Origin of the sequence: Gayadomonas joobiniege G7 (assembly GCF_000300815.1) — a bacterium.
GTDB classification, from domain to species: domain Bacteria; phylum Pseudomonadota; class Gammaproteobacteria; order Enterobacterales; family Alteromonadaceae; genus Catenovulum; species Catenovulum joobiniege.
The window spans coordinates 522,117-538,451 of record NZ_AMRX01000006.1; the positions used below are offsets into that span (position 1 = coordinate 522,117).

Here is a 16,335-nt window from a genome sequence, read left to right on the forward strand (position 1 = left end):
CGGAGATATTTAAATATTTTTTACCAATGGATTTGCACTCTGTTTAGTTGGGCACTATAAATACTAACAATCACTTAATTGGATTGATATCCGGTTAAGGTTACTGGTAGGACCATAAAGATATGTTATTATTAACTAATATCAGATTAGAGTGCGGTATTTATCTATGAAAAAACCATTTGCCAAGTTCAAGCTCAAACCCATCCAGCAAGCTGTATTATTCTCTTTATTTGTAAGCCAGTCGAACAGTTATGCTGCTCAGTTCGAAATTGCAGGTTTGGAAGTTAACTTTGATTCTACTTTTACGTTAGGGACGAGTTACCGCGTTGAAAACAGAGACTGGGGTTTAATCGGTAAAAATAATCAGTCGAATATCCAGTGGCAAACACAAGATAATTCATATAATGCCATAACAAATCCTATATACACGGCTGATGATATTTGGTCACAGCCAGGTTCTTATTCGGCAAATGGTGATCTGGGCAATTTAAATTATGATCCGGGTGAAGCTTTTTCACGGGTTATTTCAGGGACTCACGAATTAAGCATTGCAGCAGATGATTGGGGTTTTTTCAGCCGCTTTATGTATTTTTATGATGATGCTGCAAATGACACCGCATGGTCTAATCCGTTAACCGGCGAACAGTATGATATTTGCCGCGACGAAGAAGCCCGTAAACAAATTTGTCAGGATTTTCGTTTATTAGATGCGTTTGTGTATGGTTATTTTGATCTGGGTGATAAACCTGTTTCGGTTCGTATCGGTCAGCAGGTGGTGAGTTGGGGTGAGAGCACTTTAATCAGTCATGGGATTAATAGTATTAACCCGGTTGATGTTGCCCGATTAAAAGCACCCGGCGCAGAATTAAAAGAAGCATTTATTCCGGTTGGTATGGTTTGGGCGTCGGTGGGTTTAACGGACAATCTTTCGTTTGATGCGTTTTATCAATATAACTGGGAAAAAACGGTTTTGCCGGCTTCAGGTAGTTATTTTTCGGTGAACGATTTTGCCGGCGATGGTGGTTATTATAATAATGTTCAGATCGGTTTTACTCAAAATCCGGACATTAATACTGATTATTTATTATCTCAGTTAAATGGTTGGGTAAGTGGTTATCTTCAGCAAAATTCCAGCACCATTGATGGTTTAATGGCACAGATGGCTGCAACCGATGATCCAGCCGCTCAACAAGCGTTAGCCAGTGATTTTTATCAAATTACCGCACCTTATTATGGTTTTGCAACTAAGGTTGCCTTAATGGCAGATGACCATAATGGCAATCAGTATCCGTCGGATAGTGGTCAGTGGGGCGCTAAATTAACTTGGTATGCGCCTGAGTTAAACGACAGTGAATTTGGTTTTTATTACATTAATTACCACAGCCGCCGACCACTCATTTCCGGACGAACGTCAGATTTTACCGTAGGTTCTGTTTATCAGGACGTTAAAACTTTACAAAGCACCCGCTTAAACCGCCATCAACTGGCTGATTTAAGTGCTTTTACGCAAGCGCGTTTAGAGTATCCAGAGGATATTCAGTTGTTTGGTGTCAGTGTAAATACCAGTGTGAGTGGCACCGCCATCGGGGCTGAGTTTTCGTACCGTAAAGATGAACCTTTTCAGGTTGATGATGTAGAGCTGTTATTAATGGGCGTGCCTGAGCAGCTTGCAAATGCCGGTATTCGACCCGATTTAGCGGGTATTTCTCAGTTTGCGTCCGTTGCGCCTGGAGACACAGCAAGGGGGTATATTTTACGTGATAGCTTTCAAACGCAAGCGACTGTTACTCATTTGTTTGGCCCTATGTTAGCAGCCGATTCATTGGCATTGGTGGTAGAAGCTGGGATCTTGCATGTTCAAGATATGCCAGAGCATGATGAGCTTAGATTAAATTCGCCTGGTACGGCACGACCCGGTCAAATTCAAGGTGATAATGTACAAGGGTTACAGCTCGGTTTATCTAACGGAGTTGAAATGACGCCATTTGCAACAGCAACTTCGTGGGGATATCGTTCGGTTGCTAAGTTAACTTATAATAATTTGTTTTCTGGCATTAATGTTTCACCTAAGCTGGTTTTTTCGCACGATGTAAATGGTATTTCGCCTGATCCACTCTATTTATTTTTTGAAGATCGAAAATCAGCCGCGCTTTCTCTGAACTTTGAATATCAAAACCGCATCCAATTAGACTTAAGTTATAACAGTTTCTGGGGCGGTGAAGGGCAAGTTAATCAGTTTGCCGATCGTGATTATGTTTCTGTCAGTGTTAAGTATTCGATATAAGGTATTTGTATGAAATTTACTCATTCTGTTGTCACTACGGCGCTTGCGCTGGCAATCTCTAGTTATAGTGTGTCTGCTAAGGTGTTTCCAGATGAAGCCGCTCAGCTGGGCCAAAATTTAACACCGGTTGGTGCCGAAAAAGCCGGCAACAAAGATGGCAGCATTCCCGCATGGACGGGCGGCATTACCCAACCGCCAGCAGGGTATCAGGTTGGTGACCATCATATTGATCCGTTTGCCGGTGAAAAACCTTTGTTTGTTATTACGGCCGCAAATTATCAGCAATATGCCGAACATTTAAGTCCGGGCCAACAGGCGCTATTTAAAGCGTACCCAGACACGTTTAAAATGCCGGTTTACAAAACCCATAGAACAGCATCCTTGCCTCAGTATGTTTATGATGCTACTAAATTAAATGCGACCAGAGCCGAGTTATCTGACGGTGGTGTTGGCATTCAAAATGCTGCCATTGGGGTGCCTTTTCCAATACCGCAAAACGGTTTAGAGGTATTGTGGAATCATATTACGCATTACCGAGGTCCAGCTGTAGAGCGTTGGGGAGGCCAGGCAGCACCAACGGCGGATGGGGATTTTACTTATATTGGTTTTGATGAAGCGGCCATATTTCAATATGGTGCCCGGGATGTTACGCCGGAAAAATTGCTTGAGTCAAATGTCGTGTCTATGTTACGTCAGCAGGTAACCTCTCCCGCGCGCTTAAAAGGCACAGCTTTACTGGTGCATGAAACTTTAAACCAAGAAAAACAAGCTCGCCAAGCCTGGATATATAATACAGGGCAGCGGCGAGTGCGAAAAGCGCCTAATGTTGCATTTGATGCCCCAGGCACAGCCTCGGACAGTTTGCGTACCACTGACGACTTTGACATGTTTAATGGCTCGCCCGCACGTTATAACTGGACGTTAAAGGGTAAAAAAGAGCTGTATATCCCGTACAATAGTTATAAGTTGCACGCTAAAGGCATTCCTTATGACGACATCTTACAAGCGGGCCATATTAACCCTGAACTGACTCGTTACGAAAAACACAGAGTCTGGGTGGTTGAAGCGAATTTAAAAGACGGCATGCGTCATATTTATAAAACCCGTGTGTTTTATATTGACGAAGATAGTTGGCAAATTGCTGTAGCCGATGCGTATGATAGCCGAGATGAGTTATATCGGGTTAACATGGCATACGCAATCAATTATTACGAAGTGCCTCTTACTTGGACGACACTTGATGTATACCACGACTTAAATTCACGTCGGTATTTGGCACTGGGGTTAGACAATAACGAAAAAATGTATAATTTTAGCGCTGACTTAGACGAAAATGATTTTACGCCACAGGCATTAAGGCGTTATGGTTTCCGTTAAGTCGTTATTATTTATTTTATTGACGAGTGTACTAGGGGCAGCGCAAGCAAAAAATTTGCTTGCGTTGGATCTTATTTACAGTCAGTCGAATGAATGGTTGGCGGTGGCTGATCGGGGGGTTGTATTAAAAGGAGATAAACCACCGTTTAAATCTATTCATACCCCAAGTGATCTTATGCTGACCGCCATCACTCAAAAGCCCAATGGTGAAGTTTGGGCAGTTGGACATGCCTCCCGTATTTTAATGAGCACAGATCAGGGGGAACAATGGCATCAGGTTTTTGCAGGTGAAGAATCGTCAATACCTTTGTTGGATGTTGAGTTTATCAACAATGAAATAGGTTTTGCGATTGGGGCTTATGGCGCGTTTTACCGTACTAAAGATGGCGGAAACCATTGGCATAAAAGTTATCATCCTGGTTTGTTACCACAAGCAGATAAAGATTATTTAGCTGAGATCCGCGCCGAGTCTGAACAGGATTATCTTGCCGAACTTAAGTTTATGCTGCCGCACTTAAACCAGATTAAAGTAAAAGATCAGCGTCTTTATATCGTTGGTGAACTGGGGTTAGTTGCTTATTCAGATAATTCGGGGGACAGCTGGCAGCGCATTGAACTTGATTATCAAGGCTCTTTTTACGATTTAACTTTTGTTGGTGATGATTTATATGTTGCAGGCATGCGTGGGCATATATATCGTTTGCCATCCGCCAAAATTAAAGCCGATGAAACAGTCACCTACCAAGCGTTAAATTTACCAGAACCGATCAACATTAATAAACTTTTAGCACTTGATGCCAATACACTGCTCATTGCTGGCAATAGTCAAACGCTCTGGCAGTTAAATACTACAAATAAGGTTTTCAGCCCTTTTTACCAAACAAGCAGTCAAACTCAAGTGTCTATTGCAAAAATGCCTAATGACGCAACGCAAGCTTCAGCTGAATCATCTAAAGCTTGTGTGAGAATTGCCGGTGAAAACGGAATGAGTGAGGTTGGATGTGCTCAATAGACTAATTCATGTTTTACAAAAGCTGATTTTTAAAAACAGGCTGCTCATTATTTTAAGCTTTTTTGTGTTAACCCTGTTTTTTGCATATAAAGCGAGCCAAATTCAACTCGATGCATCTTTTAATAAAAATATTCCACTGCAACACCCTTACATGCAAACGTACCTGCAATATCAGGATGATTTTGGTGGCGCAAACTCTATACTAATTGCCGTTTGTGATAAATCCGGCAACATATACAAGGGCGAGTTTTTTAATAAACTTAAACAGGTACACGACCAACTCTTTTTTATTCCTGGTGTTGATAGATCCAGTGTGCTTTCGTTGTTTTCTCCCGCGGTACGTTACACCGAAATCGTTGAAGAGGGGTTTACCGGTGGACCTGTCATATCGGCTGATTTTGATTATTCTGAAAAAAGTTTACAAAAAGTCAGTCGTAATGTTGAAAAATCAGGCCAGATCGGGCGATTAGTTTCTAATGATGGTGCTTGTGCAATGGTACAAGGGGTTTTATTAGACATTAATCCAGAAACGCAACAACCGGTAGATACCATTAAATTTGCCCAACATTTAGAATCTGATTTACGCCAGTCGCTCGCGACTGCTGAGCACAGCATTCATATTATTGGTTTTGCCAAGATGGTGGGGGATGTTGCTGCCGGTGCTAAAGATGTGATTTACTTTTTTGGTTTATCCATTTTAATTACCAGCTTGTTGGTTTATTTATTTTGCCGCTCAATATTATTAACTTTATTGCCTGTGATCTGCTCGATTGTGGCCATGGTCTGGAAAATAGGTATTTTGTCCTGGCTGGGATATGGCATAGATCCTATGTCGGTATTGTTACCCTTTTTAATTTTTGCCATTGGGGTTAGCCATGGCGTACAGATGATCAATAGTACAGCTAAACGGGTGGTGATAGATGGCAGTGTTAAAAATGCGGCCAAACAGAGTTTTAGACGTTTAGTTGTGCCAGGGTTTATTGCGTTATTATCTGATTGTATTGGCTTTATCACCATTTTAAGCATAGATATTGGCATTATCCAAGAGTTGGCTATTGCAGCTTCTATTGGTGTGGCAGTGATCATTTTAACTAATTTAATTTTATTGCCGGTATTGATTTCTTATTTAAACAATCACCAAGTTAAAGTGGTTAACAGCCATACTGTCGTGACTCAATTGTGGCAAAAACTGTCGTTTTTGGTTAGACCTGATGTCGCGGCTGCGGCCAGTGTGATTATGGTGCTGTTATTTATTTTAGGCAGCTGGCAAGCCAGAGATATGCAGATAGGGGATTTGCATGCAGGCGCGCCAGCGCTGCACGAAAGCTCAGTGTATAACCAGGATACTTTTTTAATTACTGATAAGTTTTCTATCGGTGTTGATATTCTTACTGTAGTCGCCGAATCTAAAGTAGATGCTTGTACTGATTATTCTATTATGAAAAGCATAGATAACTTTGAGTATCAATTATCGCAGGTTAACGGAGTGCAATCGACGGTGAGTTTGGCTAAAGTTGCTAAAACCATTACCGCTGGTTATAACGAAGGTAACCCTAAATGGCGTGTGCTGCCGGAAAATACCGCAACACTTGCTCAGTCAGTTTCGCGCGTGCCTACAAGTAGTGGTTTGTTAACTTCAGACTGCAGTCGCATGACGATAATTTTATTTTTAAACGATCACAAAGCACAAACCATTGATCGAGTGATCTCTGCGGTTAAACGCATGTCGACCGATTTTGAGTCAGACAATCTTAAATTTAAATTGGCGTTAGGGCCGGCTGGTGTGATGGGCGCCACCAACGAAGCGGTATCAGAGGCTCAAAATCCTATGATGATTTATGTTTTTGGGGCGGTTTTTGTGCTTTGTTTAGCCACGTTTAGAAATTTAAAAGCAACACTCGCTGTGATCCTTCCTTTGTATCTTGTATCTGTGCTTGCGCAAGCGTTAATGACACAACTACAAATAGGCTTAACTGTGTATACCTTGCCTGTGATCGCATTAGGGGTTGGCATTGGGGTAGACTATGGTATTTACATTTTATCTAGCCTGGTCGAAAAGCTAAAACAGGGCGAGCCACTGCAGCAGGCATATTTTGATGCATTAATCGAACGTGGTTCGGCTGTGGTGTTTACCGGCTTTACGTTAGCCGTTGGTGTTAGCACCTGGTTATTTTCAAGCTTAAAATTTCAAGTTGATATGGGCGTATTATTAACCTTTATGTTTTTAGTTAACATGTTAGGCGCTGTTTTATTTTTACCCGCGTTATGCCGATTATTTTGGTGGAAACGATAATTTTCAGGAAAACTATGAATCAAAAATCAGTATTTGTTCAATCATTAGAAGTGAACAACGACAAACCTTTTGTCTTATTTGGTGGTATGAATGTTTTAGAATCACGTGATTTGGCAATGCGTATTGCAGAGCATTACAAACAAGTGACCGACAAACTCAATATACCTTTTGTATTTAAAGCTTCATTTGACAAAGCCAACCGTTCATCAATTAACTCTTATCGTGGACCCGGTTTAGACGAGGGTTTAAAAATATTTTCGGAGATTAAACAAACCTTCGATGTGCCACTTATTACAGATGTTCATGAACCAGAACAAGCTCAACCGGTAGCGGATGTGGTTGATGTTATTCAGTTACCAGCGTTTTTAGCCAGACAAACAGATCTGGTTAAAGCTATGGCTAAAACCGGGGCTGTGATTAACGTTAAAAAACCTCAATTTATGTCACCTGGACAAGTTGGTAATGTTGTTGAAAAATTTGCCGAAAGTGGCAATGAAAAAGTGATCTTATGTGAAAGAGGGAGCTGTCACGGTTACGACAATCTAGTGGTTGATATGCTAGGATTTGGCGTAATGAAAGAAGTGACCAATGGCAGCCCAGTTATTTTTGATGTTACGCATTCACTTCAATGCAGAGATCCAATGGGAGCCGCTTCCGGTGGCCGCAGACATCAGACCGCAGAGCTTGCATTTGCCGGTATGGCAACGCGCATTGCGGGATTATTTTTAGAAGCACATCCAGAACCTGACTTAGCAAAATGTGATGGCCCGTCTGCGTTTCCACTGTCGCAGTTAGAGTCTTTTTTGACTCAGGTGAAAGCTGTTGACGATTTAGTCAAAAGTTTCGCCCCAATAGATATCCCACGTTAATTTGTGATGTGCAGGATAACTGGATCTTTTATTCGGCAACCGCCGTTTGTAAGTTTACTGGTTGTTCTGCATTTTGCGCAGGACCTTTTTTCACATCATTTTTAAAGTTTACCGCTAATTGTTTAGCGCTTACTTCAAGTTCAGTGACTATTTGATTGATTTCTGATTGAACAGAATTTTTCAGTTCAGCTTCTACAGACGATTTTAAAGTGTCATCAGAAGGTGAAGCTGTGGCCGAAAATGTTGCAAATACGGCAATCGCAACAACAGATTTTAATGCGAACATTATTGACTCCTTACCTGAGTTAACAGGTTAAACTATTTTGTAATTTAATTACCATTTCTATTAACATTTGCCAGAGTTAAGTGGTAATAAACTTTTTCTCTGACGGTGATAAGTATACTATTCTGTAATTAAATTACAAGAATGAAAGTAAATATCCATATTTCTTTTTGTTCTAAAGCTTTTTTATTTTTAAGGTTGGTTATTTCATCCGTTGCTTTTGGCTTAATTTTAACCGTAAACAAGTGGTTAATTAAACTGTATATTTATTTTTGAATTAATACTAAAATACAGTTAAATAACTGGTTTTAAATGGTATTTTTATTCTTCCTGTAAGTTTGTTGAGTGGGTATTAAATGAAAAGAAAGCAAAATGTAACTTTGCTGTTAGCGCACGGGGCAGGTGCTGGCAGCCAATCTGAATTTATAAAATGTATTTGTAATAAAATTACAGAAAAACAACAACTCGAAAACAGTCTAAATATAAATGTGATCCCTTTTGATTTTGAATATATGAAAGAAATTTACAAAACAGGGAAAAAGCGCCCACCCGAGCGCATGCCAAAACTTATCTCGACTTATTTAAGACAAATAAAAACGGTAGAATCTGCCGATGCGATTTATTTGTTAGGCAAGTCGATGGGAGCTCGGGTTGCATTTGCCACCGCAGAACTGGCAGATTGTGATAAAATACGGGGCCTTGTTGCGCTTGGTTATCCTTTTTATCCACCCGGCAAACAAGACAAACATCGCCTGGTTTTATTGCAAGAGAGTCTGTTACCTGGCCTTATTGTTCAAGGCGAACGAGATACCTTTGGCAACCGAGACTGGGTGGAACAGCAGAATTTACCGGAAAATATTAAATTGAGTTGGATTGAAAAAGCCGATCATAGTTTAAAACCTTTAAAATCTGCATCTATCAGTTATGATCAGGCTTTTGCACAAACAGCTGATATAATTTATGACTTTATCAAACAAACTCTTTAAGCCCGTTTGTATTTTTGTTGCCAGTTTATATGCGGTTACAGCGATTGTATGTGGGGCATTTTCTGCTCACGCGTTAAAAAATCAATTAGGAGTCGATCAATTAGATTGGATAGACACGGCCAGTTATTATCAATTTGTTCATTGTTTTTTGTTGTTGGCGCTGCCTTTTGTTTTTCAGAGAGTGGCAAAAATTGCTTGGTCGAGTTTTATTTTGGTTAACTTAGGCATAGTGTTTTTTAGCGGTAGTTTGTATTTAATGGCATTTGATATTGCTTATTTGGGCTGGGTAACGCCTTTAGGTGGTTTATTTTTGATTTTTGCCTGGTTGCTTATTTTGCTCACCAGTGCGCAACATATTATAAAAGTAATGAGAGGAATGAATGGCTGAGTATCTTTTATACTGCCGTGCGGGTTTTGAAAGTGAATGTGCGGGCGAAATCCAGGCACGCGCAGCTGAACATCAGTTGTTTGGGTATTGTAAAGCTGAAAAAAATTCCGGTTTAGTTGAGTTTATTTGCGATGCGGATTCGAGTGCAGCGGTTTTTAATCATATCTCATTAGATTCGCTTATTTTTACCCGCCAGTGGTTTAGTATTACAGCGCGTTTATTTGACTTAGACGAAGGGGATAGAATTAACCCTATACTTGTTGCCCTGCAAGGTAATCAATATGCCCAGCTGAGTTTAGATTATGCCGATACAAACGAGGGTAAACATGTGTCGGGTTTTTTAAAAAAATTCTCTCGTCCGCTTAATCAAACATTAAAATCAAAAGCCGTTTTAACTCAAAATGCTAAACAAAGTCTGCATTTATTCTTTTTAAACTCAAATAATCTTTTGTTAGGTTGGAACCCAAACCAAAACCGTAGTGAATGGCATTTGGGCATTAAACGTCTTAGATTTCCATCATCAGCACCGAGTCGTTCGACCCTTAAATTAGAAGAAGCATTTCATTATTTTATTCCAAAAGATGAATGGGCCGAGCGGCTGACTTCGGGTTTGAATGCTGTTGATCTGGGCGCAGCGCCTGGCGGCTGGACTTGGCAATTAGTGCAGCGTGGTATGATGGTTACTGCAATTGATAATGGGCCTATGAATCAGGCTTTGATGGACTCTGGCCAAGTAAAACATTTTCGCGAAGATGGTTTTAAATACCGACCATTTAAAAAAAATGTTTATTGGCTGGTTTGTGATATGGTTGAAAAACCTTTTAAAGTAGCCAATTTAATGGCTGACTGGGCAATTGACGGTTATTGTCGTGAAGCTATTTTTAATTTAAAACTGCCGATGAAGCAGCGTTATACTCATTTAAACGAGGTGCTTGAAGCGATTGAAGTGCGTCTGTATGAAAGTGGCTTACGCTATGAGTTAAAAGCTAAACATTTATATCATGACCGCGAAGAAGTCACTTGCCATTTAAGGGTGTTTTAGTGGATCGTAGTTTTGAGCCAATCGCGGATAAGTTTAATAAAAATATCTACAGGACGTCAAAAGGGCGCTTACGCTTAGAATTATTAAAAGCCGATTTGACAGAATTTAAGCTGACTGATCATTCAGCGCCCTTATCGATTTTAGATGCCGGCTGTGGCAGCGGTGAAATGGCACTTTGGTTAGCTAAACAGGGGCATCAGGTGACTGCGGTTGATCTTTCCCCTTCGTTGTTGGCACTGGGGGCTGAGCAAGCTCAGCAGCAAGGGCTGAACGTTAATTGGTTAAATAACTCTATTCAGACGTTTTGCCAGCACAATGAGCACTTATATGATTGGGTGATCTGCCATGCGGTATTTGAATGGGTGGACGATCCGCAGGCTGTGTTAACTTTGTTAAAAAATCAGCTAAAACCCGGTGGATATTTATCTTTGATGTTTTTTAATCATACCGCAAAGCTATTTGGCAATTTGTTGTATGGAAATTTTGACTATATAGATGCGGGTATGCAGGTTAAAAAGCAGGTGAGTTTAAATCCGCAAAATGCGCTTAAACCTGAACAAGTGTATTTATGGTTAGAGACAAATTTTAAATTGTTACATAAGCGTGGCATTCGAAGCATTCACGACTATATTTATGATAGAAGTTTATGGCAAAGCCAGTTCGAGCAAATATTAAAAAAAGAACTTGCTTATTCGCACACTGAGCCTTTTATCTCTTTAGGTAAATATATTCATGTTATTGCGCAAAAAAAATAACTTTATTTTATTCGTTATTTTATTAAGCAGTCTGCTTGGCTGCCAAGAGCAAGTGGATAACTTACCACCGCATAAAGTGTTATCTGAAGTTGATCGAATTTGGGCACCTGATTTTGTGCAGGGTTTTTGGCGCTATCGGGGCGCTCGCGCTGGGCAAGGGGCTGTGATTGTTTATATACAGATCCCTGAAGCACTCGACATGAATGAATCTCAGCACAAAACGTATTTGGTTGAGGCTGTGTGTCCAGATGAAAAAATGGCGTCATTATGGCATCTAATACAAGGCTATCAGCTTTATATAAGGACCTTTCATTATGTTGAGCGCACTTATATAGAAGCACTTTGTATTAACCCCTTATGAGCTGTGGTCTGAGTTGTTAGCTCAATCACAGTTTTTAAGCCACTTTCGTATGCATATGATGCTAGACTGCTACACAATAATAAGACAGAGAGCAAATCATGAAGATTAAATGGTTAATAAAAAGGCTCAGTTTAAAAAGGGCTGCAGGAAAAAATCCAGATTTAAACCGCTTATTAATTTATCGCAATATTGACAATTTTTATTCGTACTGTCAAAAGAACAAAAATGTAGTGACGGCTGATCAGATAAGTTGCAGGGATTGTGGCAGTGAGTCGATTAAAGAATGGGGGTTGACTCGGCGCAATGACAATAAACGTGTGTATAGTTGTAATTGTTGTGGTCGGATTTTATATCGACGTGTATTCAGTTATCACGTTAAAGCAGAGTCAGAAGTTCAATATGAGCAGGTAAAACAGGCAACTGCACGCTAATTTATCATGCTAAACAAACTCATTTATTGGATTAGCGCTGTTTTGTTTTTTGCTGCGCTGATATACCCTTTTTTTGTGCCTTATCAACAGCCAAAGGTGGCAACGTCTGATGTTGGGTCTGAGTCAAGCTTTATTCCGCCAGTAAAACCGCTAAAGGTTAAATTTGTTCATATAAAAACACCGCTTAGAGCTCATCAGCTAACCGCTCATCCTGCACCAAACTTCAGTAAAATTAAGTCTGTTAAAGTGCGCAAAGCCGCTTTTTTTAAATATTTTATAAGTTTAGCTCAATTGCATAATGACTGGATAAAACAAAATCGGGAATTTGTTTTATTATTACGCGAAGCACTTGCACAGAAAAAAAGATTGAGCTTAAAAAATATTCGTCATTTAGCCTACTTAACGCAGCGCTACCGATTACCTCAGTCGTTGTTAACGGGTGATTCAGCACACTTTGAGCAATTATTATCTCGTTTGGATGAGGTGCCGATTGAGCTTGTATTGATTCAAGCAGCTAAAGAGTCGGGCTGGGGGCGTTCTCGTTTTGCCAGACAAGGCCATAATTATTTTGGTAAATGGTGTTTTAAAAAAGGCTGCGGTATGGTGCCGCAACAAAGACCCGAACATTTAAGTCATGAAGTAAGCCAATACGCTTCGCCGTTAGCTTCGCTTCAGGATTATTATTTAACTGTGAATACCAACCAGAATTATCAATTATTGCGTAATTTACGTGACGAATTTAGGCGTATTGGTGTGCCGCCGCGTGCCGAAGTATTAGCTGCTGGTTTATTAAATTATTCTGAACGTGGTGTGGATTATGTTGAAGAGATTATTTTGATGATCCGTAACAATCAACAACTAATAGATGAACTTGTTGATGAGCTGGCACGCAATACATCCGCAGCGCCAGCCGAACAAGGTGTGCTTAATATTTATGAACGACCAAACCTTTTAAATAAAAGCCTTCTGGGTAACTAAGCAGGACAGGATGATCTTTTGCTTGTGATAATGGGGTGATGATTTGTGCAATGACATTTGCATCGAGCGCAGCGTCTGCAACAATTTTTTGGAATAAAGCGCTTTCCATTAAACCCGAGCAAGAAAACGTTAATAAAGTGCCGCCGGGTTTTAAAATTTGCAGCGCTAACATATTAATGTCTTTGTAACCTCTACAGGCTTTATTCAGTTGGTTTTTATTTTCGGCAAACTTGGGTGGATCTAGAATGATAGTATCAAACTGAACACCTTGTTCCCGATAAGCCCGCAGCTGTTTAAATACATCCGCATTTAAATTTTGATAGCGTTCAGCGGCAATTTTATTGTGCTGATAAATGTGTGCTGCTGTGTCTAGAGCACGCTGAGATACGTCTAAGTTAATTAACTTCTGGCAGCCTGCTTGCAATGCATGTAACCCAAAGGTTCCGGTATAACTAAAACAGTTTAAAACTGTTTTATCGCGGCAATATTCAGCTGCAATTAATCGATTTTCGCGCTGATCCAAATAAAAACCGGTTTTGTGGCCGTGTTCTATATCCACTAAAATTTGCTGTTTATTTTCAGTGATCCAAATTTGGCTATCACCGGCTTCAGTCAGCCAACCCTGGCGGGGTTTTAGACCCTCTTTTTTACGTACATCCACGTCTGAACGTTCGTAAATTTTTGCAGTGGGAAAAACGACTTGCAGCGCCGCAACAATCTCTTTTTGGTAGCGCTCGACACCTGCCGATAAAAATTGGGCAACTAAAGTCCCCGCATAATTATCTATAGTTAAGCCGGGCAGACCATCGTTTTCGCCAGCGATTAAACGATAGCTATCTGAAGGTAATGCCAGTTGTTTTCGCATGCTGAGAGCTGTGTGTATACGCTGTTCAAAAAAGCTCTGGTCGATTTTTTGCTCCGGTGAAAACGTCCAAACTCTCGCGCGAATTTGTGAAGCTGGCGAATAGGCGGCGGTGGCCAACCATTCGCCGCCCGCTGAATAGATAGCGATGTCATCACCGGCTTGTGGCTGACCTTCAACCTTTTTGATCGCTCGGGAAAAAATCCAAGGATGTTTTCGTCGCAGGGCTTTTTCGCGCCCTGCTTGTAAAATAATTTTATGTTTCAAGGCCGCTTCCTTATTTAACCTGCATACCAGGTTGAGCACCGCTGTCTGGGCTTAATAAAAATATGTCTTTACCACCAGGGCCAGCCGCTAAGATCATGCCTTCTGATAAGCCAAAACGCATTTTGCGAGGTTTTAGGTTGTTGATGACTAACGTTAGTTTGCCAACTAAATCTTCTGCTTGATAAGCAGATTTAATACCAGCAAAAATTTGTTTTTGCTGTTCGCCTAAATCAACTTGGATGCGCAGCAGTTTATCTGCACCTTCAACATTTTCTGCACTGATTATTTTTGCAATTCGCAGGTCTAATTTGGCAAAATCTTCAAACTCTATGGTTTGTAATTGTTCGCTATCGCTTTTTTGCTCAGGCGCTTTTTTACTTGCGCTTTTATTGCTTTTGTCGGTTTTAGCGGCAGATTGTTTTTGCTGAATATCTTCTTTTGAGTCTTGGATCATGGCATCAATTTTTTTGCTGTCTAAACGCTGCAATAAAGGTTTAAATTTGTCGATGCTGTGGTTAACGAGCAGGGTTTGATGTCCTTGCCAAGCTAAATCATCATTTAAAAAGTCGCTGACTTTAGCCGCTAACGCAGGTAACACAGGTTTTAGATAGATGGTTAAAATGCGGAATAAATTTATGCCAAGTGAACAAACTTGATGGGCCCGTGCAAGCGTGTTTTCATCTTTAACTTGTTGCCACGGGGCTTCATCAGCAATAAATTGGTTTGCTTTATCCGCTAATGTCATGATTTCGCGAATGGCTTTGCCATATTCACGTGTTTCATACAGGTTTGCAATGTGTTCACCCGCTTGCATAAATTCGTTCGCCAGCGCGGGATCTAGCACTTGTTCACTGAGTTTGCCATCAAACAATTTGCTTATAAAACCGGCGCAGCGGCTGGCGATGTTAACATATTTACCCACCAAGTCTGAGTTGACTCTTTGACTAAAGTCGGCCATGTTTAAATCTAAATCATCGACCCGTGCGGTCAGTTTAGCGGCAAAATAATAACGCAAATATTCGGCGTCTAAATGTTTTAAATAAGTCGATGCTTTAATAAAAGTACCTTTTGACTTACTCATTTTTTGGCCATCAACTGTTAAAAAGCCGTGTGCATAGATACCGGTTGGTTTACGGTAACCTGCGCCATCTAACATGGCTGGCCAAAATAAACCGTGAAAGTTAATGATGTCTTTACCAATAAAGTGGTGGAGCTCGGTTTTGGCGTCTGCCTGCCAAAATTCGTCAAAATCCAATGACGCTGAATTGGCTAGGTTTTTAAAGCTGCTCATATATCCAATTGGCGCGTCTAACCAAACATAAAAATATTTGTCTGTGGTGCCTGGAATATTAAAACCAAAGTAGGGCGCATCACGGCTGATATCCCAACCACGCAGGCCGTCACCAAACCATTCTTTTAGTTTATTGGCCACTTGAGGCTGCATGCTGCCCGAATCTAGCCAGTCGGTTAACATGGTCTGGAACTTGTCCAGTTCAAAAAAGTAATGTTCGCTTTCTTTTAAAATGGGGGTTGCGTCTGATACTTTTGATTTAGGATTTTTTAATTCAGTCGGGGCATAGGTAGAACCGCAAGCATCACAGTTATCACCGTATTGATCGGCGGCGCCACATTGAGGGCATTCACCTTTTACATAACGATCCGGTAAAAACATCTTTTTTTCTGGATCATATAATTGTTCTATCGTGCGTCTGGCAATAAAACCACCCGCGTTTAGTTTGTTATAAATATCTTCTGCTAACTCACGGTTTTCATCTGAGTGGGTGGAATAAAAGTTATCAAAATCGATCAAAAATCCAGCGGTATCCTGTTTGTGCTCAGCGCGCACTTGTTCAACCATATCTTCAGGTTTGATTCCTAACTCATCTGCCTTTAACATCACAGGTGTGCCGTGAGCATCGGATGCACAGACAAAGTAGGTCTGATGACCACGTGATTTTTGAAAACGAACCCATATATCGGTTTGAATATGCTCAAGTAAATGACCTAAATGCAAAGATCCATTGGCATAAGGAAGCGCACAAGTAACAAGGATTTTTCTGGTTTCTGACATATTTTCTAAACTTACCGTTGCAAAAAGAAATTGACGGGAATACTACTTAAAATGCCGTCTGATTGCATCCGATTAA

15 protein-coding genes are annotated in these 16,335 nt (G+C 40.6%); 12 read left to right on the forward strand and 3 right to left on the reverse strand.

Features of this window, described 5'->3' with window-relative positions; genetic code table 11:
- The first annotated feature begins 166 nt into the window (after positions 1 to 166).
- Genes C727_RS0109620 through kdsA form a run of 5 tightly spaced genes read left to right on the forward strand, consistent with a single transcriptional unit; the run spans position 167 to position 7,835 of the window.
- Entirely contained in the window at positions 167 to 2,284 is a 2,118-nt protein-coding gene (locus tag C727_RS0109620) for a DUF1302 domain-containing protein (RefSeq protein WP_017445424.1), read from the forward strand.
- A gap of 9 nt (positions 2,285 to 2,293) precedes the next feature.
- Positions 2,294 to 3,661 carry a DUF1329 domain-containing protein gene (locus C727_RS0109625; protein ID WP_017445425.1) on the forward strand — a complete coding sequence of 456 codons (1,368 nt, stop codon included), beginning with the start codon at positions 2,294 to 2,296 and terminating at the stop codon, positions 3,659 to 3,661.
- Positions 3,648 to 4,673 (forward strand): YCF48-related protein, encoded by a 1,026-nt coding sequence (locus C727_RS18295; protein WP_017445426.1) that lies wholly within the window; start codon positions 3,648 to 3,650, stop codon positions 4,671 to 4,673. Before C727_RS0109625 ends, C727_RS18295 begins: the two co-directional genes overlap by 14 nt.
- Entirely contained in the window at positions 4,657 to 6,966 is a 2,310-nt protein-coding gene (locus C727_RS0109635) for an efflux RND transporter permease subunit (protein WP_017445427.1), read from the forward strand. The genes C727_RS18295 and C727_RS0109635 overlap by 17 nt, the downstream gene beginning before the upstream one ends.
- Before the next feature lie 14 nt (positions 6,967 to 6,980).
- Complete coding sequence (gene kdsA, locus C727_RS0109640; RefSeq protein ID WP_017445428.1) at positions 6,981 to 7,835, forward strand: 3-deoxy-8-phosphooctulonate synthase; 855 nt, start codon at positions 6,981 to 6,983, stop codon at positions 7,833 to 7,835.
- A 28-nt stretch (positions 7,836 to 7,863) separates the two neighbouring features.
- Here the strand turns inward: kdsA and C727_RS0109645 are convergent, their stop codons facing one another.
- Entirely contained in the window at positions 7,864 to 8,121 is a 258-nt protein-coding gene (locus C727_RS0109645; protein ID WP_017445429.1) for a hypothetical protein, read from the reverse strand.
- Between the two features lie 353 nt (positions 8,122 to 8,474).
- Between C727_RS0109645 and C727_RS0109655 the strand changes: the two genes are divergently transcribed.
- The 7 genes from C727_RS0109655 to C727_RS18310 all read left to right on the forward strand — a co-directional run bounded on the left by C727_RS0109655 (position 8,475) and on the right by C727_RS18310 (position 13,059).
- The gene (locus C727_RS0109655; protein WP_017445431.1) at positions 8,475 to 9,104 is read left to right on the forward strand and encodes an alpha/beta family hydrolase; all 630 of its coding nucleotides are present in this window, start codon (positions 8,475 to 8,477) and stop codon (positions 9,102 to 9,104) included.
- Positions 9,079 to 9,492 (forward strand): DUF423 domain-containing protein, encoded by a 414-nt coding sequence (locus tag C727_RS18300; RefSeq protein WP_017445432.1) that lies wholly within the window; start codon positions 9,079 to 9,081, stop codon positions 9,490 to 9,492. Before C727_RS0109655 ends, C727_RS18300 begins: the two co-directional genes overlap by 26 nt.
- Complete coding sequence (rlmM, locus tag C727_RS0109665; protein WP_017445433.1) at positions 9,485 to 10,534, forward strand: 23S rRNA (cytidine(2498)-2'-O)-methyltransferase RlmM; 1,050 nt, start codon at positions 9,485 to 9,487, stop codon at positions 10,532 to 10,534. Before C727_RS18300 ends, rlmM begins: the two co-directional genes overlap by 8 nt.
- Complete coding sequence (locus C727_RS0109670; RefSeq protein ID WP_017445434.1) at positions 10,534 to 11,289, forward strand: methyltransferase domain-containing protein; 756 nt, start codon at positions 10,534 to 10,536, stop codon at positions 11,287 to 11,289. The genes rlmM and C727_RS0109670 overlap by 1 nt, the downstream gene beginning before the upstream one ends.
- Entirely contained in the window at positions 11,267 to 11,650 is a 384-nt protein-coding gene (locus C727_RS19045; RefSeq protein ID WP_017445435.1) for a hypothetical protein, read from the forward strand. The genes C727_RS0109670 and C727_RS19045 overlap by 23 nt, the downstream gene beginning before the upstream one ends.
- 98 nt (positions 11,651 to 11,748) lie before the next feature.
- Positions 11,749 to 12,081, forward strand: coding sequence for a hypothetical protein (locus C727_RS0109680; protein WP_017445436.1), 333 nt, complete (start codon positions 11,749 to 11,751; stop codon positions 12,079 to 12,081).
- Positions 12,082 to 12,087: 6 nt separating this feature from the next.
- Complete coding sequence (locus tag C727_RS18310; RefSeq protein WP_017445437.1) at positions 12,088 to 13,059, forward strand: glucosaminidase domain-containing protein; 972 nt, start codon at positions 12,088 to 12,090, stop codon at positions 13,057 to 13,059.
- On the opposite strand, the gene C727_RS0109690 is transcribed toward C727_RS18310, so the two are convergent.
- Positions 13,007 to 14,188: a class I SAM-dependent rRNA methyltransferase gene (locus C727_RS0109690; protein WP_017445438.1), complete on the reverse strand. Its 1,182-nt coding sequence runs from the start codon at positions 14,186 to 14,188 to the stop codon at positions 13,007 to 13,009. The genes C727_RS18310 and C727_RS0109690 overlap by 53 nt on opposite strands.
- 10 nt (positions 14,189 to 14,198) lie before the next feature.
- Positions 14,199 to 16,259 carry a methionine--tRNA ligase gene (gene metG / locus C727_RS0109695; RefSeq protein ID WP_017445439.1) on the reverse strand — a complete coding sequence of 687 codons (2,061 nt, stop codon included), beginning with the start codon at positions 16,257 to 16,259 and terminating at the stop codon, positions 14,199 to 14,201.
- Positions 16,260 to 16,335: the final 76 nt, after the last annotated feature.

Coding starts and splice junctions, on each gene's coding strand:
- C727_RS18295 (WP_017445426.1), top strand. CDS start 3,648: ATGGTTTCCGTTAAGTCGTTATTATTTATTTTATTGACGAGTGTACTA.
- C727_RS18310 (WP_017445437.1), top strand. CDS start 12,088: ATGCTAAACAAACTCATTTATTGGATTAGCGCTGTTTTGTTTTTTGCT.
- C727_RS0109620 (WP_017445424.1), top strand. CDS start 167: ATGAAAAAACCATTTGCCAAGTTCAAGCTCAAACCCATCCAGCAAGCT.
- C727_RS19045 (WP_017445435.1), top strand. CDS start 11,267: ATGTTATTGCGCAAAAAAAATAACTTTATTTTATTCGTTATTTTATTA.
- C727_RS0109645 (WP_017445429.1), bottom strand. CDS start 8,121: ATGTTCGCATTAAAATCTGTTGTTGCGATTGCCGTATTTGCAACATTT.
- C727_RS0109655 (WP_017445431.1), top strand. CDS start 8,475: ATGAAAAGAAAGCAAAATGTAACTTTGCTGTTAGCGCACGGGGCAGGT.
- rlmM (WP_017445433.1), top strand. CDS start 9,485: ATGGCTGAGTATCTTTTATACTGCCGTGCGGGTTTTGAAAGTGAATGT.
- kdsA (WP_017445428.1), top strand. CDS start 6,981: ATGAATCAAAAATCAGTATTTGTTCAATCATTAGAAGTGAACAACGAC.
- C727_RS0109625 (WP_017445425.1), top strand. CDS start 2,294: ATGAAATTTACTCATTCTGTTGTCACTACGGCGCTTGCGCTGGCAATC.
- metG (WP_017445439.1), bottom strand. CDS start 16,259: ATGTCAGAAACCAGAAAAATCCTTGTTACTTGTGCGCTTCCTTATGCC.
- C727_RS18300 (WP_017445432.1), top strand. CDS start 9,079: ATGACTTTATCAAACAAACTCTTTAAGCCCGTTTGTATTTTTGTTGCC.
- C727_RS0109680 (WP_017445436.1), top strand. CDS start 11,749: ATGAAGATTAAATGGTTAATAAAAAGGCTCAGTTTAAAAAGGGCTGCA.